The 24,143-nt window shown below is 30.6% G+C and carries 19 protein-coding genes; 16 read left to right on the top strand and 3 right to left on the bottom strand.

Annotation, left to right across the window (positions count from 1 at the left end; genetic code table 11):
- Window positions 1-319 precede the first annotated feature (319 nt).
- The 16 genes from VI621_RS01430 to VI621_RS01505 all read left to right on the top strand — a co-directional run bounded on the left by VI621_RS01430 (window position 320) and on the right by VI621_RS01505 (window position 18,899).
- Entirely contained in the window at window positions 320-529 is a 210-nt protein-coding gene (locus VI621_RS01430) for a helix-turn-helix domain-containing protein (protein WP_324216611.1), read from the top strand.
- 2 nt (window positions 530-531) lie between these two features.
- Window positions 532-846, top strand: coding sequence for a HipA N-terminal domain-containing protein (locus VI621_RS01435; protein WP_324216612.1), 315 nt, complete (start codon window positions 532-534; stop codon window positions 844-846).
- Window positions 839-1,762 (top strand): HipA domain-containing protein, encoded by a 924-nt coding sequence (locus VI621_RS01440; RefSeq protein ID WP_324216613.1) that lies wholly within the window; start codon window positions 839-841, stop codon window positions 1,760-1,762. Before VI621_RS01435 ends, VI621_RS01440 begins: the two co-directional genes overlap by 8 nt.
- Before the next feature lie 624 nt (window positions 1,763-2,386).
- Window positions 2,387-4,915 carry a DEAD/DEAH box helicase family protein gene (locus VI621_RS01445; protein WP_324216614.1) on the top strand — a complete coding sequence of 843 codons (2,529 nt, stop codon included), beginning with the start codon at window positions 2,387-2,389 and terminating at the stop codon, window positions 4,913-4,915.
- A 37-nt stretch (window positions 4,916-4,952) separates the two neighbouring features.
- On the top strand, window positions 4,953-7,475 hold the full coding sequence (locus VI621_RS01450; protein ID WP_324216615.1) for an N-6 DNA methylase: 2,523 nt from the start codon (window positions 4,953-4,955) through the stop codon (window positions 7,473-7,475).
- Between the two features lies 1 nt (window position 7,476).
- Entirely contained in the window at window positions 7,477-8,325 is an 849-nt protein-coding gene (locus tag VI621_RS01455) for a hypothetical protein (protein ID WP_324216616.1), read from the top strand.
- Window positions 8,325-9,056 (top strand): hypothetical protein, encoded by a 732-nt coding sequence (locus VI621_RS01460; RefSeq protein WP_324216617.1) that lies wholly within the window; start codon window positions 8,325-8,327, stop codon window positions 9,054-9,056. Before VI621_RS01455 ends, VI621_RS01460 begins: the two co-directional genes overlap by 1 nt.
- A 19-nt stretch (window positions 9,057-9,075) precedes the next feature.
- The gene (locus VI621_RS01465; protein ID WP_324216618.1) at window positions 9,076-10,095 is read left to right on the top strand and encodes a DUF4365 domain-containing protein; all 1,020 of its coding nucleotides are present in this window, start codon (window positions 9,076-9,078) and stop codon (window positions 10,093-10,095) included.
- A gap of 142 nt (window positions 10,096-10,237) precedes the next feature.
- Entirely contained in the window at window positions 10,238-11,359 is a 1,122-nt protein-coding gene (locus tag VI621_RS01470) for a phospholipase D family protein (RefSeq protein WP_324216619.1), read from the top strand.
- Between the two features lie 180 nt (window positions 11,360-11,539).
- Window positions 11,540-13,672 (top strand): ATP-dependent nuclease, encoded by a 2,133-nt coding sequence (locus VI621_RS01475; protein ID WP_324216620.1) that lies wholly within the window; start codon window positions 11,540-11,542, stop codon window positions 13,670-13,672.
- Between the two features lie 2 nt (window positions 13,673-13,674).
- Window positions 13,675-15,468, top strand: coding sequence for an ATP-dependent helicase (locus tag VI621_RS01480; protein WP_324216621.1), 1,794 nt, complete (start codon window positions 13,675-13,677; stop codon window positions 15,466-15,468).
- Between the two features lie 13 nt (window positions 15,469-15,481).
- Window positions 15,482-16,387 carry an Mrr restriction system protein gene (locus tag VI621_RS01485; RefSeq protein WP_324216622.1) on the top strand — a complete coding sequence of 302 codons (906 nt, stop codon included), beginning with the start codon at window positions 15,482-15,484 and terminating at the stop codon, window positions 16,385-16,387.
- Window positions 16,388-16,396: 9 nt separating this feature from the next.
- Entirely contained in the window at window positions 16,397-17,335 is a 939-nt protein-coding gene (locus VI621_RS01490) for a phospholipase D-like domain-containing protein (RefSeq protein WP_324216623.1), read from the top strand.
- 61 nt (window positions 17,336-17,396) lie between these two features.
- Window positions 17,397-17,591 carry a hypothetical protein gene (locus VI621_RS01495; RefSeq protein WP_324216624.1) on the top strand — a complete coding sequence of 65 codons (195 nt, stop codon included), beginning with the start codon at window positions 17,397-17,399 and terminating at the stop codon, window positions 17,589-17,591.
- Between the two features lie 91 nt (window positions 17,592-17,682).
- Window positions 17,683-17,994, top strand: a complete 312-nt coding sequence (locus VI621_RS01500) for a helix-turn-helix domain-containing protein (RefSeq protein ID WP_324216625.1) — start codon at window positions 17,683-17,685, stop codon at window positions 17,992-17,994.
- A gap of 380 nt (window positions 17,995-18,374) precedes the next feature.
- Window positions 18,375-18,899: a hypothetical protein gene (locus VI621_RS01505; protein ID WP_324216626.1), complete on the top strand. Its 525-nt coding sequence runs from the start codon at window positions 18,375-18,377 to the stop codon at window positions 18,897-18,899.
- Window positions 18,900-18,990: 91 nt separating this feature from the next.
- Here VI621_RS01505 and VI621_RS01510 read toward each other — a convergent pair whose 3' ends face one another.
- From VI621_RS01510 to VI621_RS01520, 3 genes are all read right to left on the bottom strand, one after another.
- The gene (locus VI621_RS01510) at window positions 18,991-20,955 is read right to left on the bottom strand and encodes an OmpA family protein (protein ID WP_324216627.1); all 1,965 of its coding nucleotides are present in this window, start codon (window positions 20,953-20,955) and stop codon (window positions 18,991-18,993) included.
- A gap of 12 nt (window positions 20,956-20,967) precedes the next feature.
- Window positions 20,968-21,909: a type IX secretion system membrane protein PorP/SprF gene (locus tag VI621_RS01515; RefSeq protein WP_324216628.1), complete on the bottom strand. Its 942-nt coding sequence runs from the start codon at window positions 21,907-21,909 to the stop codon at window positions 20,968-20,970.
- Between the two features lie 8 nt (window positions 21,910-21,917).
- Window positions 21,918-24,143: gliding motility-associated C-terminal domain-containing protein (locus VI621_RS01520; RefSeq protein WP_324216629.1), on the bottom strand; the 2,226-nt coding region annotated here is incomplete at its 5' end.

The following is a 24,143-nucleotide window of genomic DNA, read 5'->3' on the forward strand; positions in this document are numbered from 1 at the left end:
ACAAAGGGTATTGCAAAAGCTTTGCAAAGGTTTTGCAAAAAGTGTTGTGAAACCTTTGCAAGTATAATAAAGATAGAGAAATCAATGGATAGTGTACAAAATATCAACAAATAGTTTTGCAATCCTTCTATTGCAATCCTTCCATTGACTACATTTTTCTCGCTATAGCAGTAAAAAAAATATTTTTTCCTATTTTAGTTTAGCAAAATAAATAAAACAGTCTATTTTTACTGCTATAATGGTAATAATAGGTTGTTTTATTTAAAATCACTTGTTTATATTGATTAATAAGTCTAAATTTACTGCTTAAACAGTAATTATGAATGATTTTAATTTAGGGGACTTTATCAAAACGCATAGAAAAAAAGCGGGGCTAACACAATTGGAACTGGCAAACTTAGCGGGTATCGGTAAAACTACCGTATTTGATTTAGAAAAAAATAAAGAAACGGTTAAGTGGAATAATCTAAAATCCATACTGAATGTTTTAAATATTGAAGTTCAATTTATAAGTCCTTTAAATAAATAAGTATGAGAAAAGCTATTGTTTATGTCCATAATAATAGGGCTGGTGAATTGATAGAGGAAGAGTTGGGACACTATACTTTTAAATATGATCCCGACTATAATTTAGAACCTGTTTCTCTGACAATGCCTGTTCATCAAAAAGTGTATTCCTTTAATCATTTCCCACCTTTTTTTGAAGGATTATTGCCCGAAGGTATCATGCTGGAAGGACTTTTGAAAATCAATAAATTTGATAAAAAAGATTATTTATCACAATTAATTGCAACTGGAAATGATTTGGTAGGTGCTGTAACTGTTAAAGCTGATAGTCATGAATAGATGCCCTATATCCTATGCACTTTGTGGTAATGATAAATACAGTATTGAAGGATTACGAATGCTATCCCCAAAACTAACTGCAATTCAGGATTTGCCATTTTCAGCATCAGAACAAAGACAAGAAGCTGCAAACAGAGCCAGTAAATTATCTATCCAAGGCGTTCAACCTAAATTGAGTGCTATTTTATCTATTGCAAACAATCAATTTGAAATTGTGGATCAGTTTGGAAATTATATTATCAAACCACAAAATGATTTATTTCCAGAATTGCCCGAAAATGAAGATGTAACAATGCGTATGGCAAAAGTGTATGGAATTGACGTTCCTCTTCATGGATTAATTTATTCTAAAGACAATTCTAAATCCTATTTCATCAAACGATTTGACCGACATGGAAAAGGCAAAAAATATGCTACAGAAGATTTTACACAATTGACAGGAAATTCAAGAGATACAAAATACAATTACAGCATGGAAAAAGTAGTCCAAGTTTTAGAGGATTACTGTACTTTTCCAGTCCTAGAAAAAGCTGAATTTTTCAAAAGGATTTTATTTTGTTTTGTGACTGGCAATGAAGACATGCATCTTAAAAATTTTTCATTGATTACAAAATCTGGTAAAACAACATTAACTCCCGCTTATGATTTCCTAAATTCATCTATTGCAGTCAAAAATCCACAAGAAGAAATGGCATTAACGCTTAAAGGAAAGAAAAGCAATTTTAAGAATACCGACTTGATCGATTATTTTGCCAAAGAAAGATTGCAATTGAATGACAAGACAATTGATAAAATAGTAAACGACCTATTTAAAACTGCTCCAAAATGGACGGAATTAATTGAGATCTCTTTTTTGTCTGCCACTATGAAAGAAAAGTATTTTAGCTTAATGAAAGAACGGTTGAGTAGATTTTAAAATTCGAAAAATAATTATCATTGAATATATTTTATAGAAAAAAATAATAAAATTTATTGTTGACAATCTGTTAAACGACTGTTACAAAAAAACCTAGGAATCAAAGGTTTTGCAAAACCTACATTGCAAAATTATTCTTTAGCATTGCATTACCTCTTTTCAACTTCAACAAGTGTTCATGGAGATTGATAAATCAATTGAGCGTGCAAAAGTGCTTTTGCAAGACCTCCATTGCAAAATTATTCGTTGATATTGCAATGCTTTTGTAACATCATTGTAATTGAGAGAAATCAATAAATTGTATTAAAAATATATAAAAACTCTTTTGCAAAACCACCCTTGCAAAATTATTCTTTAACATTGCAATACCATTTCAACCATCATTAAGTATAGAAATATAATTAAGTTTTATATGTTAAATCAAAAACACTTTTGCAAAACGATTTGTAAAAGTGTTTTTTAATGTCAATATAAATTCTTACAAAAGATAAAATTATGATTCTTTAAAATATTTTTATAGAAATGTTTCTATTTACGGCTTTCCTCAACATACTTGATGAAATAATCTTTACTTTAGCAATCGAATTATTTAATTTCAATTAAAGAAATAATTATTTAAAATTAATGAAAAATGAAGCTCATGCAAGAATCAAAATAAACCAACTACTTTCTGAAGCAGGATGGAGATTCTTTGATAATGAGCTAGGAAGGGCTAATATTTTATTAGAAAATCATGTGAAAATCACCCAAACAGAAATAGATGCTTGGGGTAGTGACTTTGAAAAAACTAAGAGTGGTTCTCTCGATTTTCTACTTGTTGATACAAATAACAAACCCATTTGTGTTTTAGAAGCCAAAAAAGAGAGTTTACATCCATTAGTAGCTAAAGAACAGGCAAGAAAGTATGCAAATGCAGTGGATGCTCAATATATCATTTTATCGAATGGTATTGTTCATTATTTATGGGATTTAAAAAAGGGAAATCCCAAACCCATTTATAAATACCCTTCTCCTACCGAAATTGGGGCTATTAAAGACTGGAATCCAGACAGAGTAGAATTAGCCAGTGAAGTTGTTAGTATTGATTATATTGCTTCAGTACAAATGCCAGACTATGCCGAAAGACCTAGTTGGAATGGGACAGTGGAGAGTAGTACTGATTTTATTTGGAACAATAAGCTTCGCTTTTTACGCTATTATCAATTAAAGGCTGTTCAAAAATTGCAAGAAGCTGTTGCCAATGGTAAAGATCGATTTCTTTTTGAAATGGCTACTGGAACGGGTAAAACTCTAACAGCTGCTGCGGTTATCAAATTATTTTTACGTACCAAAAATGCGAAAAAAGTTTTATTTTTAGTTGATAGAATAGAATTAGAAGATCAAGCTTACAAAGATTTTACCAATTATTTAAAGCCAGATTATACCACTTATATATACAAAGAACATAGAACTGATTGGCATAAAGCAGAAATTGTCGTTACTACTATTCAATCATTGCTTTTTAATAATAAGTATCGTGATTTGTTTACTCCTACTGATTTTGATTTATTAATTTCTGACGAATCGCATCGTTCTGTTTCTGGAAACTCGAGAGCAGTTTTTGAATATTTTAATGGCTATAAATTAGGATTAACGGCTACACCAAAAGATTATTTGAAAGGTGTAGATATTGATAAAATAAAAGAAAATGACCCGAGAGAAATTGAACGTAGAATGCTTCGGGATACTTACAATACTTTTGGGTGTGATAATGGTCAACCTACTTTTAGATATACTTTATTACAAGGGGTTAAAGATGATTTTTTAAGAAACCCCATCACGATAGATGCTCGCACAGAAATTACTACACAATTACTTTCAGATCAGGGTTATGCCGTAATTAGGCAAACGGAAGAAGGTGAAGAATCGGAAATTTTTGTTTCAAGAGATTTTGAAAAAAAATTCTTTTCTGATAAAACTAATGCTATTTTTTGCAAAACATATTTAGAAAAAGCATTGCGTGATCCAATAACTAACGAAATAGGTAAAACAATCATTTTTGCGGTAAGCCAAAATCATGCAAGACGATTGACCGAAATTTTAAACGAATTTGCTGAGAAATTATTTCCAAATAAGTACAATTCCGATTTTGCAGTTCAAGTAACTTCACAGGTTACTGATGCACAACAAATGACCATTAATTTTTCTAATGATAATTTAAATGGAAAAACTAATTGGCTAGAAGGTTATAAATCAAGTAAAACTCGTATTTGCATAACAGTTGGAATGATGACAACAGGTTATGATTGTTCTGATTTATTAAATATTTGTTTAATGCGTCCCGTTTTTAGTCCATCCGATTTTGTTCAGATTAAAGGTCGTGGCACCCGTAAACATACGTTTACCTTTAAATCTAAAAACGAATTGAATGAAGAGGAAATAATACAAAAGGATAAGAAGAACTTTAAATTATTTGATTTTTTTGCCAACTGTGAATATTTTGAAGAGAAATTTGACTATGATGAGGTTTTAATTCTACCAAAAACTGGGGAAGGTAAAACTGATAATTCTGGTGGAAATTCTAAAATAAAAAAATATACTAGTGAAATTATAGATCCTTTATTAGTAATGGAGGAGAAGGAAATAGGTCTTGATGGCATGAAGATTGACCGCATGCTTTATCGTGATTTTGAAAATAGAATTATAATGGACGACATTATTAAAAAGAATGTTGAATTAGGTAATTGGGAACTAATAGTGAGTCATATTCAAAATGAAATTCTTGACAAACCCAATGAATATTTTAATATGGAAAAATTGCGGAAAGCTGCTAAAATAGATCGTAAAGTTTCCATACGTGAAATGGTAGAAAAAATATTTGGTATTATACCTAAATTCAAATCAAAAGACGAAATGCTTGATGAAGAATTTGATAAATTCATTTCTATCTATCCCCCGGAAGAAGATGTAAATATTAGAGCATTACAATATTTCTTCAAAGCTTACATTGTTGACCAAGATATTAGGAAAATAATTGAAACTAAAGATTTTCAAGCCTTACAAACTAATCCTACTTTAACAATAACTCAATTTAAAGAAGTAGCAGCTAAATACAGAGAAGTAATTCCAGTATATATTAAAGATTATATTAAACTAGAGAATTTTGCAGCATAATTTTAAAATTAAATAATACATACCCATAATAAAGATAATGTTAGATAACATAACAAAAAGAAGAATTGATGATTGCCGTGATATTTTGGTTGGAAAATTACCTGACCCAAAATCACAAATAGAACAAATAACCATTGCGCTGATTTATAAATTCATGGATGACATGGATAAAGAAGCGATTGAACTAGGTGGAAAGGCAAAATTCTTTTCAGATTATACAATTCCTGATCCAAATGATATTAAAAAACAAATTGTTATTCCTTTTGAAAAATACAGTTGGGACAATCTATTTGATAGCAAAGTAAGTGCTACCGAAATGCTTAAACTGTATTCGGAAGCGATTGAAGGAATGGTAAAAAACCCTAATATTCCTGAACTGTTTGCTAATATTTTTAAGAATGCCTATTTACCTTATCGTGACCCCGAAACTTTGAAAATGTTTCTTAAAACGATAAGTGAATTTGAATATACGCACAGTGAAAAACTAGGGGATGCCTTTGAATATTTACTTTCTGTAATGGGTTCGCAAGGTGATGCTGGACAGTTTAGAACACCGCGACACATTATTGATTTTTTGGTTGCAGCCGTAAACCCAAGTAAAACTGACACTATTCTTGACCCAGCCTGTGGTACCGCTGGATTTTTGATTTCTGCCTTTAAACACATTAAAGAACAAAACAATAATATCTTAACTCCAGACGAACGTAAAAAGTTAATTAAGAATTTTATCGGGTATGATATTTCGCCCGATATGGTGCGATTAAGTTTGGTCAATCTGTATTTACACGGCTTTTCTGACCCACATGTTTTTGAATATGATACATTAAGCAGTGAAGACCGTTGGGACGAAACCTTTGATGTGGTGTTAGCAAACCCGCCATTTATGAGTCCAAAAGGAGGTATACGACCACACAAAAAATTTACCATAAGCAGCAATCGTAGCGAAGTATTGTTTGTAGATTATATAGCTGAACATTTAAACCCAAAAGGAAGAGCTGGTATTATTGTACCCGAAGGGATAATTTTTCAAAGTGGCACGGCCTATAAAGCCTTGCGAAAAATGTTAGTGGACAAATACTTGTATGCCGTGGTGAGTTTGCCCGCAGGTGTTTTTAATCCTTATAGCGGTGTAAAAACATCAATTTTATTGATGGATGCTGATTTAGCTAAGAAAACGGATGATGTTTTATTTATAAAAATTGATAATGACGGTTATAATCTTGGAGCACAACGCAATTCCGTAAAAGGAGGACAATTAGAGGACGCAGTTGAAACTTTAAAAACGTTTAGACAAAATAGTGTTGAAGGAAAGTTATTTGAAAATACGTTTTTAGCTCAAGCTGTAAATAAAGCTGAAATTGGAAAAAGTGGTGATTATAATTTGACTGGTGAAAAGTATAAAGTCAATACAATTTTAAACTCAAATTATGAATTTGAATTATTATCCAATGTCTGTGAAATAAATCCTGAAACTATTGATCCTGCCAATCTTAATACTGAAGAGTTTGTTTATATTGATATAGCATCAGTTGAAAATGGTACGGGTAGAATAAATTATGATAATATCGTAAAAAAAGAAAATGCACCATCTAGAGCTAGAAGAAAAGTTCGAGATAAAGATATAATTCTTTCGACTGTAAGACCAAATTTAAAAGCCTTTGGTTTTATTGAAAATCCTCCTGAGAATACAATTTCATCAACTGGCTTTGCAGTTCTTAGGCCAAAAAAAAATCTAAATTCGAAGTTCCTATTTTATAATTTATATACTGATAACATGGTATCTCAAATGGTTTCCATGATGGGCAAAGGCTCTTATCCGAGTATTAATCAGTCAGATGTTTCTTCGCTTAAAATACCGCTTCCACCTCTTTCTATTCAAGAAGAAATTGTTGCTGAAATTGAGAGCTATCAAAAAATAATTGATGGAGGTAAAATGGTGGTAGATAATTACAAACCCAGAATTGAGATTGATAAGGATTGGGAGATGTTAGCGTTTGAAGACATTTGCTTAGTCAATCCTAAAAAATCGGAAATAAATACTCTTGATGACGATACTCAAGTTTCGTTTGTGCCAATGGCAGATTTGAATGAGAATCAAATCGATTTTATTCCTAATCAAGTAAAACCCTTAAGCGAAGTATACAAAGGTTATACTTATTTTAAGGAAAATGATGTATTACTTGCTAAAGTAACACCCTGTTTTGAAAATGGAAAAGCTGGTATAGCTAAAAAATTGGTCAACGGAATTGGTTTTGGTTCAAGTGAATATTATGTGTTTAGACCAAACGAAAAAATTCTTTCAACTTGGATATACTTAAATATTATTACAGTTAATTTTAGAGAAAGAGGAAAACTTAACATGACTGGGACTGGTGGTTTACAACGAGTACCCACGGATTATGTTAAATCATATCAAATTCCAGTTCCTCCAATAGAAACCCAACAACAAATCGTTTCCCAAATTGAAAAAGAGCAGGCATTGGTCAATGCTAATAAAGAGTTGATTACAATTTATGAGCAAAAGATAAAGGATAGAATTGGTAAAGTCTGGGGAGAGTAATATGAGAGCATTACAAGAAATAGTAAACAGACATAATAAAGTCGCCTTTTTGATTGGTAACGGACCCAACTTGGCTGCTAAAATAATGCCGTCATGGAAGGATTTATTAAAGTCTGCATCCGATAGACCTATTCGATTTGAAGTTGATGGACTTTCTAATACAGAAGTTTATGATTTGGTAGAAATATATTCAACCGAACCTAAAGAGGTTAAAAACCATGTTAAAAGTAAACTAGAATTACTACCAACTTATAATATTAGTATTCATAGGAGGTTGATGGAGTTTGCAATTGCTAATGATTCCCCTGTCTTATCTACAAATTTTGATGAAGTATTTGAGAAATCTATAAATGCAGAATTATTTCATATAGAATCAAAAGGATTTGCACGTTTTTATCCATGGAAAACGTATTACGGATTAACACAACATATTCTACCTACTGATGGTTTTGGAATTTGGAAAGTTCACGGAGATGTTCGTTATACGGATAGTATTCGACTTGGCCTAACCGATTACATGGGAAGTTCCGAAAGAGCAAGGAAATTAATTCATAATGGAGAAGATAGATTGTTTAATGGCAAGCGTCAAGAGTTATGGTCAGGTCATCAAACTTGGCTTCATATATGGTTCAATTTACCTATTGTTATTTTTGGTTTAACTTATGGTTTAGACGAAGTCTTTTTACGTTGGCTTTTAATAGAAAGAAAACGGTATTTAAATATATATAGTAGCCCCATGAATGTATATTATGTTTACAAAGACACACCTGCACCTTCAGTTAGCAATCTTATGCGAAATTTAGATGTTGAACTAGTTAGTATTAATGATTATTCTGAACTATACGGATAATGGAAGAAGCAACTTATATATTCAATTATTTACCTGTTCGTTTTAAAGATACAAATGAGCAAGAGTATATTGAATACTTGTGGAGTTCGTTTGAAGGTAATTATGATAATGAAAAATATCAATTTGCTTTTATGGCTTATCACATGCTATTTATGAGTTTTGTGTATTTTAATATATGGCAAGTAAAATCAGTAAAAGAAGAAGATTTTAATAAAATCAAACTTGGCTTCAGTGATAAATTAGATAAAGTTACTAATCCATTTATGTTTAGTACAGAAGGAGAAAGTCGAATTTTTGACCTTCTTAAATATTTGTGCGCATCTCATTCAGATGTAAATGCTCTAGTTGGGAGATATAAGAGTCTTGTAAAAGATCGAAATGAAATTGCTCATGCCAATGGATTAATACCTTTTAGAACTACTACATATCTTGAAACTAAGATTAATGATATATTACGATATGCAGAAGAAATTCAGTCATTTTCAAAACCCATTATTCATGAGTGTTTTGAAAAGTTTTTAATTGAAAGTCAGGATGAAGATGCAAGACAATATTACGATATTGTTGAACAAATTAATGAAAGTTTAATACATCAACATTATTTATCGCAAAAGGATATTAATTTTTGTTTAGAGTATGATCTACAAAAGTTAAATGGACAACCAAATTTCGCGGAAATCGAAAGGATTTATGATTCATTGAAAAGTGAGTATCAAATTGAGGTGAGTTAAATACATAATGGTCATTTATATGAAGCAAAAACCAGAAATAGTTAGAACTAAAAATGAAGCTACCGGAATGAGGGTAGTTTCTCAATATGTCACTGAGTTTTGGGAATGTGGTTGGCAGCCAATCGAACAAAGAAATGACAAAGGCATTGATGGTCTTATAATAATGCGAAAAGGCGGAAAAGATATTGGTGTTAATATTAATGTCCAGGTTAAATGTGGAGTTCATTATATATCAAGCTATAATAAAGATGAAATTAAAATTTCGATTAGCAATAAATTAAACGAGCATATAACATATTGGAAGACACAATTAATTCCAACCATTTTAGTTTTTGTAATACCTTATATTCCAAAACGTGATAAACATGGTAACATTGTTAGAATAGAAGTAATTACTGATAGTGGCAATGTTAGAAAAGAAATTGATTGGAAAGAAAGTAGAATTAAAGCAGAAGCTTTTTGGGTGAATGTTAAAGATGTAAACGTTTTTGACATAGATAAAAAAACTATAATAAAGATTGATAAGAAAAATAGATTTGGGGAACATTCAAAAGGAGATTTTTTAAAACTAATTGAACCTTATAAAACTAATATATATATTGATAGGATTAATTTAAATCTGGTTAACAGAAATCTTTTAAACTCAGATAATTTCAGAAAGGATGCCCGTCAATTTTATAAAGACTGGAAATTAATTGACAACAATTATTTCCCTTGCAAAGCCTTAGGAGGTGAGAAAATAATTATTTCAAGAACTGGATGGAATCATATAACAAATAAATCAAGAGGAAGAGAAAGAAGAAATATTTCTTTAAAATTATTAGGTGCAGCTAAACAGGTAATCGAAGAAGTTGAAAAATATTATCTTTTACAACAAGTGCCAAATGGAGAATATCTAGAACAAAAAATAGGAATAAGAGGTATTGTAAAAACTAAAAATGAAGGAGACAAAATTATTCAAGTAGTAATCTTAAGAAAATATAATGAAAGTAAAGATTACGATAAATATTGGTTTTATTCAGTTCATCACAGGCAATAGGTGCTAATCCCTTATTTCAATGCCTAAAAGAAGACTTTGAGCCGAAACTCTAGAAGTTAGTTAGAAAAACACCTAATCCGCTGCAATGAATACAAATTAATGCATCGTTGCAAATATATTAATTTTAAGATTTAAAATACTAATGAAAGTAATCCAAAATAAATGGTTAGATAATTTTTTAAAAGAATTAGCGACTACTAAAGAGTTAAAAATAGTATCTCCATTTATTACGGATAACATGGTAACACATTTATTAGATAATTGGAAAGGAAACAAGATACAGGTTATAACAAGATATAATTTAAATGATTTTCGCTCAGGAGTATCAAGCCTTAAAGCATTAAGAAGATTAATTGAAAAAGATGTGGAAATAAAAGGCATAAAAGATTTACACAGTAAAGCCTATATTTTCGATGCAAATAGTATGATTATTACTTCAGCAAATTTTACCAATGGTGGTTTTTTTAATAATCACGAATTAGGGATTAAGAGTGAAAGCGAAGTGCAAATTAAAGAGACGTTAGATTATTTTAACAAATTGTGGTCATTTAATAATGATTTATTAGAGACTAATAAAATTAATGAATGGCAAAAAATCATTGCAGAAAATAGAATAACTACAGCAGGAGCCAACTTAAAAGATTTTGGAACTTCAATTATTAGAAAAGTAATTGGAGACAAAAATTACTTTATAAAATTTTATGGAAGAGGTAATGAAAGAGCAAATTGGAATGAAGATGTTGTAGATATTATTAATGGTACTCATTGTCATTTTGCAATAACTTTTCCTGAAGGAATTGGAAGACCTACAAGGTATAACGAAGGAGATGTTGTCTATTTAGCTAGAATGATTGAAGACCAAGAATATGCAATATTTGGAAAAGCAATAGCTAGAAAACATGACAGAATTAGAGATATAGCAAGTAATGAAGATAAAAAACATATTGAATGGAAAGAAGAATTTCCAATTTATATTAGAGTACATTCTGTTAAATTTTTAAACACAACTTTTAAAAATTGCCCAAAAATGGGTGTTTTAATGAATGAATTGGGTTATGAATGTTTCAAAAAGACCAAAGAAAGACACGATAATGGAGAGGAAAACATAAATCCAAGATTATCTTTAATGAGAAAACCTGATATATGGTTAAGTGAAGAAGGAGCTTTTTGGGTCGAACAAAGATTTAATGAAGCTAAAAAGAAATTTTCACTCGTTCCACAAACTTTTATTGACGGTTTGTATCAAGGTAATCCTAAAATTTAGGTAGTGTGTTCAAAATCGTAATTGCAACTAATTTTCAAGAAAGGACATTTTTGTTGCCTTTTATGATAGTTAAAAATTTATTTTTAATAGGCTAAGAAAATTATTGAGTTTGTTGAGACATTTGCGAGCGGATTATTGAAGTTGGAGCGTAGAGAAAAAATAATGATAAAATAACAATCAATGCATATATCAAAAGTTACATTAGTTAACTACAGGAATTTTGCAAATGTAAAATTTAATTTTAAGAAAGGAATAAATACAATTATTGGTGAAAATGGTTCTGGAAAAACAAATCTTTTTAAAGCGATAAGATTACTATTAGATGATAGTTTATATTCGGCAGCTTATAAGTTAACTTCTGATGATTTTAACCGTGCCTTAGGTGACTGGAGGGGGCAATGGATAATAATAAGTATCGAATTTGATGAAATTTCAGCAGATGAAGCAATTCAGGCACTTTTTGTTCATGGAGCAGCAATTATTGAAAGTGAATATGTAAAAAGGGCAACCTACAATCTGTTTTTTAGACCAAAAGCAGATATCCGATTAAAACTATCACAGTTAGAAGAAGGAGACAATAGAGGCTTACAAAGTATACTTGATGAAATTAATATTAAAGATGATTATGAGACAATTTTCACAGGTAAAAGTATTGCAGATTTCAGCGACCCTGACGTTTATAATGATTTAGTAGGCAATTTTGATGAAGTTAAATTTAATTTCAATATTGATACATCTAAATATGGAATTAGAGTTCCTAATCAGTTATCAGTGGCAAAGGAAATATCTTTCACTTTTATTCAGGCATTACGTGACGTTGTTAACGATTTTCATGACAACAGAACAAATCCTCTTCTTGCATTATTAAAACATAAAAGTGGAGAAATTGATGAAGCTGAGTTTGCTCCAATTAGTAAATTAGTAAAAGAAATAAATGAAGGGATAGAAACGCTTAAAGATGTGCAAACTATACGAAAAGATATTAAGCAGACTATTAGAGATGCAGTTGGAGAAACTTATTCTCCTTCTTCCTTATCGATCAGATCTAATTTGCCTAAGGAGGCCGATAAACTTCTTCAATCATTAAAATTATTTATCGGAGAGCCAGATGAAGATTATGAAGGAAGTATACATGAATTAAGTTTAGGAGGTGCTAACTTAATATTTCTAACCCTAAAATTACTAGAGTATAAATACCAAAAATCTAAATCAACATTTGCAAATTTTTTAATAATCGAAGAACCGGAAGCACACATTCATACACACATACAAAAAACACTTTTTGACAAGCTCGATTATAGTGATACTCAAATAATTTACTCAACTCATTCAACGTATATTTCTGAAGTTAGTGATGTTTCTAGTATAAATATCCTTGCTAAAAAAAGGAATTATGCAGAAGTATATCAACCTTCTGTTGGTTTAGACTCAAAAAAAATAACTCAAATCCAAAGATATTTGGACTCTGTTAGAAGTAATCTTCTATTCGCAAAAGGCGTAATTTTGGTAGAAGGAGATGCCGAAGAAATACTAATTCCCTCATTGGTAAAAAAAGCTCTTGGTCTTAGTTTAGATGAATTAGGAATAAGTTTAATAAATATTGGGAGTACAGGATTCGAAAATGTTGCTCAGCTATTTCATAAAGATCGTATTAGAAGAAAATGCAGTATCATTACAGATCTTGACAGCGAAATTGTAGATACATCTACGGTGATTGGCGACACTGAAAGAACTAAATTATTTAAGAGTAAAGTTCGCAATTCTGCAATATCGGGAGCAAGAAGAAAAGTAGCACTTGATAATTTTGTCGACGGAAATGAATTTCTTCAAGTTTTTTATGCACAGCACACATTTGAAGTTGATTTTGTTAAAGAAGGTAATGCTTGGGAAGTGAAGCAATTAATAAAGACTGTATATAAAGCTCCTCCGAAAAGGATTCAGGCAAAAGATGACCTAAATTCAAATGATGTAGCACTTTACGGAAAAAGAGTTTTAACAATGGCAAATCAGGAAAAAAAAGGATGGTTTGCAATTATGCTTGGTAAATATGTAACCTATAAAACCATAATACCTCAATATATACTCAAAGCGATTATTTTTGCGAAACCAACGTTTTCAAGAAGCCTGATTATTGATATAATTGAATATCGATTAAATCAAAACTTAATGGATAATTTGACACTTGATTTAGCCGAGATTCAACTATCAATTTTGGATTACGAAAAGAATAAAATTGGAACAGATGAACTAATAGGATTAATTGAAAAAGTTATTCCCGACGATCAAATTGTAGAATTTCTTAAATCGTTATAAATATGTTTATTTGGAATCAAGGGGACTTAAATAGCGAACAAGAATCTGCTATTCATGAAGATGGAAGCATTCTATTAATTGCATGTCCTGGCAGTGGAAAAACTAGAACATTAACTTATAAAATTGCTTACGAACTTTCAAAGTTACAATCAGGAAAAGAATTTGTCATTGCTATTACATATACAAATGCTGCGGCAGATGAAATTAAAGAGCGTGTAGAACTCCTTGGAGTAGATATTTCCCAACTATGGATTGGTACAATACATTCATTTTGCACAGAATGGATTTTAAGGCCTTATTCCCTTTATATTGAAGAACTTAAGCATGGATTTAAAATTTTAAATTCTCATGATTCAGAAGAAATTTTAAATACCCTTTGTTCTAAATCTGACAACCCTAAAATAAATTACTACGATTGTCAATTTTTTGCTACTATTAATAAGTACAAAATAACCTCTCTCGAAGAACATAAATATTCTTCAATAAGATCAGTATTGTATGAATATTTTGAAATTCTTAAACAAAATAAGCAAATAGATTATGAGCAAATACTTCATTATTCTTATAAAATTTTAAAAAACAACCCCATAATTTGTTCAATACTTTCCAAAATTTTCCCTTACATTTTAATCGATGAATATCAGGATACAAAAGAAATTCAATATCATATTATATTTTCAATAATAAAAACGGGTGTGGGACATACAAAATTATTTATTGTTGGTGACCCAAACCAATCAATTTATGATACTCTTGGCGGGTATCCCATGCCAAAATCTGAAATGGAAGAAATTATAAATATCTATTTGGTTGAAAAACATTTAGAGAGTAATTATCGTTCATCTTCAAAAATTATTGGATATTTTGATTATTTTAAAACGTATCCTAATAGAATAAATCCTGCTGGTAATTCCGCTAACTATAATAGTATGATAACTTTTAATCGAATTATAAATCATTCGATATTAGAAGATGAAATTGTTAGATTGATACTGGACAGTATAAAAAATAAAGGAATTCAGCCAAATGAAATTTGTATTGCAGCTCCCCAATGGATTCCTTTAGCAAGTCTAACAAGGAAGTTAATGGTAAGATTACCAGATTATAGTTTTGATGGACCTGGTATGGCTCCCTTTTCTAGAGACATTGATAATTTTTGGTTTAAATTATCCAGAATAGTTTTGACTGAACCATCACCTAACTTATACATAAGAAGAATTCGATGGGCAAAAGAAGTATTGACTGAATTAACTTTTGTTGGAGCTACTATCGATGAGATTTTGCCTAAGGATCTTTTAAGAATATGTAATTCTATTATAATTGAGGAAGAGGATGGATTAAAATATCTTAAACAAATATTTGATGGAATATTAAATCAATTGAAAATCAATATTTCAGTTTTTCCTTCATTAATTGAACACTATCAATCATTTTTTAGTAGTTCAGAAGCAAGAATTGCAAGATTACAGAAAGAAGGAAATGAATTCATTGGATCTATTGAAAATTTTAAAAAAGTTTTCAAACAACGAGAAGGAATTAAAATATCAACAATTCATGGAGTAAAAGGAACTGAATATGACGTTATAATTGGGTTTGGATTATTACAAAATTGGGTTCCTCATTTTAATGATTCCAATGGTGTAATCAATTCAAAGAAAATGCTTTATGTTTTAGCTTCTAGGGCGCGGAAACATTTGCATATCATTTCTGAAAGTGGAAGAAACATAAACAGGTATAATCCTCGTGGGTTGCAACCAACCTCTCATTTGGTAAAATATATATACGAATACGACTAAAAAAAACAAAAAAATGTCAAAATCAAAATCACAACAAATAGCAGAAAAAACCATTTTTGCAACCTTTAAAATATTGAAAGAGGCGGGGGGAGAAATGCGTGGTAAAGATGTCGTAGATAAAATTAGAGAAACTATCACTTTTGATGAATATGAAAGTCACCGCTATGAAAAAACTGGTTACATTAGATGGGAATCAATATTGCATTTTTATACTATTGACTGTATGAAAGCTGGCTTTTTACGAAAAAACAAAGGTACTTGGATACTTACAGAAGAAGGCGAAAAAGCCATAAAACTAGGACAAGAAAAATTACTGGTAACAGCTACAAAACTTTATCGTGAATGGGATGGTAAAAGAAAAAAAGGAGCTATTGAAGAGGGTATTCTTGAGGAAGATATTACAGAAGTTAACACGAGTCAAGCACAAAAAGCAATATTAAGCCAATACGAGGAAGAAGCCTATAATGGAATTAGAAATTTCATTGTCAGTAAAAACCCTTATGAATTTCAAGATTTAGTGGCGGGATTATTAATAGCAATGGGCTACTATATTTCTGAAATAGCACAACGTGGCCCAGACGGAGGAATTGACATTATAGCTTTTACAGATCCTTTGGGAACTAAACAGCCTCGTATCATAGTGCAAGTTAAACATAGACCTAATGATAATGTTTCCTCCGATGAAGTGCAAAAATTAGCTGGAACGTTAAAAAGAAATACTGATGTTGGAATTTTTGTTACTTCTGGTACCTTTTCAAAACCTGCAATAAAAGAAGCCAGAGAATCGAGAGAGCATATCGAATTGATTGACTTCAATCGATTGACTTCTTTATGGCAAGAGTACTATGTCAAAATGAACGATGAACAAAAAAATCTATTACCCTTACACCCAATCTACTTTTTAGGAAGTAATGAATAAACTATTGACATGCCGAAATTTTTAAATACTAAAGGTCTAATAAACTGGATCCCAAAAATAATAAACGAAACAGTTAGCGAATTAGTGATAATAACGCCTTATATGCAATTATCTGACAATATCTATAATTGTCTTTTCAATGCAAATAAACGTGGTGTAGAAACCATAATTATATATCGGGAGAACAAATTAACTGATAAAGACAAGACAAAATTATTAGCTCTTGATAATTTAAACTTAATGCACCATCCAAACGTTCATGCAAAATGCTACTATAATGAGAATTATTTACTTATTGCATCAATGAACCTTTATGAATATTCTGAAAAGAACAATCGTGAAATGGGTGTTTTATTGCACAAAATTGATATTGATGAAGATAACGAAATAGAATCATGGAGAAAACGAAATGATGATGATTCAATATTTGCTGAGGCATTAGAAGAAATCCTTGAAATAAAAAATGGTGCGGAACTCGAAAAAATGAGTAGAGAAACCATCGAGGAAGGTTTTGAAATGGAAATTCTAAAAACTAAAAAAGAAAAAGCCGAGGACAGATTAAAGCAATTCAATAAGGTGTTTATTCATAAGAAATTTGTTTTGGATAATGATGGCAGACTTGGTAATGAGAATAGTTTTATTTGCAAAAGTTATATTGATAAAGTAGATATTAAAGTAAATAATAGATTTGAATTTTGTTTTAACGTTGATGAAAAAAAACTCAATCCTTCTTTTCAGTATTACAAAAATCAAAAAAGTGATTTAGAATTTAAATTTGAAGGATTTAAATTTTACTGGAATGTGCCAAATATAATTTATTTATATGTCGATGGTAAACACCAAATTTGGGAGAACACAGTAGACAATATGGATCTAGAAATCAAAAAAAGAGGTATTAATGAAGTCATAGAATTTATTAAGCCTTGGTGGAAACAGATTCAATTATAGAAAAAAATTGACGAAATTTTAAAATTTTCAATTTAGATATTTAACCAAAAAATTTATTAAAATGAAAGCTGAAACAGTTTTTGATATTGCCATTCATCTAAATGACGAAGAGTTATTAAAATTAAATAATCTGATAAAAAAGAGGGTTTTACAATTCACAAAAAAGCAAAATAAAACTAAAAAAGAAATTCAAAAAGAAATTCAAAAAGTAGAAATAATGAGGTATTTGATTCAAAAATTTAGTAAAAAAAAATAAATCTTTCGGAGTCTTGCCTTTAATTTATTTGAGCTGCTAGTATATAATGTTAGAACAATAAACACAATTAATAATATATCGGAACGTAAAAATGGAAAATCCTTTTGAAATTATATTAGAGAAATTAAACAACATTGAGAAAGTAATTGAAAAACTAAATACGTCATCAAATAGTGATGATGATTTTATGAATATAGAGCAAGTAGCAAGTTTTGTTGGTTTATCGAAAGCAACCGTTTATGGTTTAACTCATCAGCGAAAAATTCCATATTTCAAAGTTGGAAAACGATTGTATTTTAAAAAATCAGACATTATCAATTGGATAACTTCAACAAAAGTAAAAACAAAACAAGAAGTAAATCAATTAGCTGATGAATATATTTTTAAAAACCCATTGTATTAAATAGAAATAAGTTTTTGTTGTAAAATTCAAAAAGGTATTGCAATTTTTGTATTTTTATAAAAGAAATTTTAAACTTGCTTTATTCAGTAAACTTTCAATTTTATTCCTATCATCAGGAACTAATTTTATCAAATAAAAAGAGATTTCAATATTCAAAAATCAAGTCGGTTGACTAATGGTTGACTAAAACGCTTGTTAAGTCAATAAAATATAGGTAAATTAACATCGCAGAAATATGTAACTTTTTAAATTTATATTAAAGACTTATCAGAGATGAAAGGTCTTTTTTTTGAATTGCAAACGAATAGTATTTTTTGGCTTGATTATTGAATGCTGATAAATATAATTTAACAATAATTAATCATTTAAACTTTAATATTATGAAAAAAATAATTTTACTTTTAGCAGTTGCAGTTGTTGGGATGGTTGGATTTCAAAGCTGTACAGGACCAGAGGGGATACCCGGTCGCGATGGGAATGATGGTTATAGCGCAGAATCTGAAGTTTTTGAAGTAAGCACTTCGTTTAATCAGGCTAATTTTTTTGCTACAACTTTTGGATTAAACCCAGTAATTTTAGATAGTGACAATATTTTGGTTTATGAATTAGTGAATACAAATGACGGAATTGATACTTGGGCTTTGTTGCCTCAGGTTTATTATTTTAATGAGGGAAGTGCTCAATACAATTTTGATTTCTCTTACGATCAGTTTACCATTTTTATTGATGCTGATTTTGATAAAAATCTGTTGCCTTCAGCTTTCACTTCAGGAAAAACATTTAGAATTGTTATAGTTCCAGGATATTTTTCTAACAAAAGTGCGGTTGATACAAAAGATTATAATGCAGTAATCAAAGCGTATGGTATAGATGACAGTAATGTTAAAACGCTAAAACAGAAATAATTTAAACCCAATTTTTGATTGTAATTATAATCAAACGGATTTAATGAATAAAAAAAGACCTTTCAGTTGAAAGGTCTTTTTTTATGATTGATTATTTGCTATCTGGATTTACAATTATCACAAATTCACTTCGCCTGTTTATTTGATGTTCAGCTTCTGTGCATTCATGTGTTGTACAGTCTACTTTAGGGCTGGCTTCTCCAAAACCAATTGCAGTGATTCTGTTTTTGTTTATACCATTTTCTACTATATAATTTTTTGTAGAAGTGGCTCTTTGCTGAGAAAGTATTTGATTATATTCATCAGATCCTCTGTTATCTGAATGCGAACCAATTTTAATATTGATTTGAGGATATTGTTTTAATTTGGCTACTAATTTATTCAAATGAACTTTGGCATCATCGCGAATGTTATGCTTATCATAATCAAAAAGGATTTCAGGTAAATTGAACATTAAAACGTCATTATCGGTGATTACTTTTGGATCTCCTTCTTTAGTGATTAATTCGTCTTTAAATACTTTAGGAATTCGTTGCATTTTGATGATTTGTTCGTTTTTAGTTTTTCCATCATCAGAAATGGTAAATGTTTTTTCTGCAGGTACATATTCTGGATGCGAAGCAGCTAATTTATAAGTGCCCGGTTTTTCTAAATCAAACTTATATGAAGCAGATTGATCTACAGTCATTTCTTTTACTTTTTTTCCGTTTTCATCAAATAAAGTTACTGTTACTTTATCAATTAAAGCGTTTGATTCAGAATCTTTTATTAATCCTTGAACTAAGTATTCAATATCTTTTATAAGACTTATTTGTGAAAAACTATAAATATCATCATCACCTTTTCCATTTGCTCTATTGGAAGAGAAAAATCCTCTTTTAGTTTTTTCGTCAACTACAAAAGAAAAATCATCAGCATTGGTATTTACAGGCAAACCAACGTTTAATGGTTTTGTAAAAACGCCCTCTTTTAACTCAGACATAAAAACATCTAATAAACCAAAACCAGTGTGACCATCTGAAGAAAAATACAAAGCATTATTATCAGCTATAAAAGGGAATTGTTCTCTGTTTTTAGTGTTGATTTCCGGACCAAGATTTATTGGGTTTCCAAATGTTCCATTTTCATCAACAGATACATAAAATATATCGAATGAACCTATAGAACCAGGCATGTCAGAGGTAAAATAAAGACGATTGTTCTCTTTGTTTAATGCCGGATGCATCGTGGAGTGATTAATGCTGTTAAATGATAATGGTTGAACATTAGACCAAACACCATTAACTAATTCTGCTTTGTATATGCCCAGATTAGTAATTTTGTTGTCATCTTTCTTTCTTTTTCCATCTTCACTATTGTTTCTCGTAAAATAAATAGTTTTCCCATCTGCTGAGAAAGTAACATTTGCTTCGTGAAATTTAGAATTTAAAGTTGTCGAAAACGGAGTTGCAATACTGTCTACCTTATTGTTTTCGATGTTAGCAACAAATAAATCTAAATAAGGTTGTTTTGTCCAGCCATATTTTTTCGAAAAAAGTCTTTTTTCTTTTGAAGGAGAAGAAAAAACCAATTTATCTCCATATAATGCAGGTCCAAAATCAGAAAATTTAGTGTTTAGAGGTAAGTTTGTTATTTCAAATTTGTTGCCTTCATTTTTAATGCTTTCAAGTTTATCTAAATTGGCTTTATAAACTGTGGCAGGAACTTCTTTTTCATAAATTCTCATCCATTTATTTGATTCAGATGTTTTATTCAATGCCTTTAATGTTTGGGCATATCTGAATATATATTTGTCATCGACAGTTTCTTTGTAATTATCAATAAGTGTTTTATAGATAGGTTCCGCTTTTTCAAAATTGGATACAAAATAATAGGAATCACCAGCCTTTTTCAAGACTAACGGATCTGTATTTCCTTCGTTTATTATTGTTGCATATAATTCTGCAGATTTAATATAAGAAGCGGAAGCAAAATATTTATCCGCTTTTTTTAATTGACCTTCTTGAGCATAAATACTAATAGTACTTAATATAAATAAAAAAATAATTTTTTTCATAGGTTTTGTTTTTTAGAAGAATCTTGGTGATTTATCGTAACCTCTTATGCCAAATGTGTCTAAATCGAAAATAACGATTATCTCGTGTGAACCGGAATTAAATTGACCAAGATTATTGATGGTATGATCATAAGCATATCCAATTCGTAATTTTTCGTTGATTCTATAATTTACTAAACCACTAAATGAATCATCAAATCGATGTGCTACACCGATTTCGAATTTTTCATTGAATAGAAAGTTAGCAGTAAGATCTGCAGACAAAGGAGAATTACTTACCATTTTTGCCATAAAGGCAGGTTTGAATTTCACATTATCCGATAAGTTAAAGACATAGCCTCCGGTTAAAATAAAGTGAAGTTCATCAATTCCGATAGCATTAACACCACTGGCTTCTTTTAAATGTTTATTAGGTAAAAAATTGGGAACAGATAAACCTAAGTAATATTTGTCTGTGAAATAAAATGCTCCGGCACCTAAATTAAAAAAAGTTTCATTCATGTTTTGAAAAGCCGGATCTGAACTGGTTTCATCATCATTCAGTTGAAACCCATTGAAATTGGTGTCAAAGAAATTTACTCCAGCTTTAAAACCTAATGAAAGTTTTGAGGAATTATTAAGATTAACTATATAAGCCAAATCAGCAGAAACAGTAGTTTCGTTTAAAACATTTTCACCCAATTCATCTTTAACGATGTTTAAACCTGTTTCTAGATTTTCAGTTAGTGGTGCATGGATGAATACGGAAGCGGTAGTAGGAGCACCGACAGCTCCTACCCATTGCGTTCTGTATATTCCTCCAAAGTTTATCACACCCAAATCATCAGTGGCATAGCCTGGATTTACTACACTCATGTTATACATATACTGAGTGAATTGTGGATCTTGTTGCGCATATGAAATACCAAATGCCAACAGAAATATCGCGTATAAAAGGTTCGTTTTCTTCATCATAATTTATATTATCTACTTAGATATAATCTTCCTTGTTTAGGATCAGTGTTACTAGCATCATTAAAATTCAGTATATAAAAATATACTCCGGTAGGTAGAACATCTTTTCCAACAATGGTAGTTTGATTTGCTTTACCATTAAATCTTGGTGTATTTACATTTCCTTTATAAACCATGTTTCCATATCTGTTATAGATTTCCAGTTGAAAATTCGGGTATAATAACTCTATGTCTTTAATATAGAATTCATCATTTGTCTGATCTCCATTTGGAGAAAAACCATCCGGAATAAATAAATCATCACATGCAGTTAAATCAACCAGGACTTCTAATCTTGTTGAACTTACACAACCATTAACATCTGTAACAGTTGCATAATAAGTAGTGTCATTAACTAAGGCGTCAGTAACATTGTAAGCAGTTCCACCTGATGGGGCATTATACCAAGTTATGATTCCGTTTCCACTAATATTTGAGGTTAAATTACCAATTGTTGGACGATCCTGAATACAGAATAGATTACCATCAGTATTTAAAGTTGCCGTTTGTGGATCAGTAATAGTAAAACTTACAGGATTCAGGGTGATAGTATTGGCACCACATTGTGTAAGGTCAGAACTAAAACTTTGAATTGTAATTACAGTCGAACCGCCATTAAGTAAAAGTGCAGCTGGAATTGTAAAACCAGAAGCCCCAGTATTAAACAATACAGAGATAGAATTAGCTGTGCTGGTATTAGCGCCAGATAAGTCGTATACTAAAGTGTAATTGCCATTGTTCAGTCCAGTCGCACCAGTTATGGATACTTCAGCATCTGAGCCAATACAAATGTTTGAAGCACTAACATCCGCACCTGTAATATCAGGTAAAGGAATCACAGTGAAGCTATCGCTAATTGTCAGACCAGAAGTGGAACAACCAGTTAAAGTATTTGTAATTGCAGTTATCGTAATTGTTGTCGATCCGGTGTTTGATAGCAATAGATTAGAAATGTCAAAAGTACCGTTTCCTCCATTTATAGCAGTTGATGTAGTTTGATTTGAAGCTGTGTTGGCTCCGCTTAAATTATAAGTAATAGTGTAATTACCATTAGATAAATTTGCGGCATTTGATATTGTACCAATAGCATTTTGAGCTAAACAAACATCTGCAACAGACATTTCGCCGGGGTTAATTGTTGGAATCGAATTAACATTAAAATCAACGTGAATATTTGTAAATGTATTGGAACAAGTAGTTCCGGTATTCAATATGGTATTTATTGTTAACGATGTTAATCCAATGTTTGGTAGTAAAGCTGATGGAATATTGATACTTCCAATTCCTCCGGTAATCAAAACCGGTACAGTTTGGGTAGTTGGCCCGTTTGAAACGGAAAGACTATAAGTAAAGTCATAATTTCCATCAGTTAATCCACCTAAACTAGCGATTGAAACTGTTGCACCAGAACCCACACAAATGTCAGCTATAGTCACTTCCGATACTAAAAGTTCCGGTGTAGGATTTACAACAAAAGTATCCGTTATTAATGAACTGGTTCCCGCACAAACAGTAGTTGGATTTGTAATCGCCGTAATTGAAATCATGTAATTACCCGCGTTTACTAATTCGGAAGCTTGTATTACAAAAGTTCCATTTCCTGCCGTCAATGTTACTGAAGCTGTTCCTGAAACGGTATTTGCACCTGTTATATCGTAGCTTATGGTGTAAGTTCCATTAGCTAATAATGGTGAATTTATCGTTGCAAGCGAACCATTACCCAAACAAATTGGTTCGGTAACTGAAACGGTAGTTCCAGTTGTATCCGGTAACGGATTGATTAAGAAAGTATCAGTGATAACAATCGGACTTGATGTACAACCTGTAGTGTTATTAGTAATTGAAACTATAGTTAAAGTAGTGGTACCAGCGTTAGTTAATAATGAAGCCGGTATAGCAAAACTTCCGCCACCTGATGCAATCGGTATAATTGTAGATTGATTACTCGCAGTATTAGCACCAGTTAAATTATAAATAACGGTATAATCACTATTGGCTAAATTAGTAGCAGTAGAAATAGTTCCTGTTGCGCTTTGTCCTAAACAAATATCGTTAATGATAAATTGATTTGGATTCACATTCGGTAAAGAATTCACCATAAAAGTAACCCCGAAATTCAAAGGACTGGTACAAGTTGTTCCTAAATTGGTAATAGAATTAAAAGTAATAGTTGTCGAACCTGAATTGGTCAATAA

Source organism: Flavobacterium sp. (assembly GCF_035292545.1).
Lineage (GTDB): Bacteria > Bacteroidota > Bacteroidia > Flavobacteriales > Flavobacteriaceae > Flavobacterium.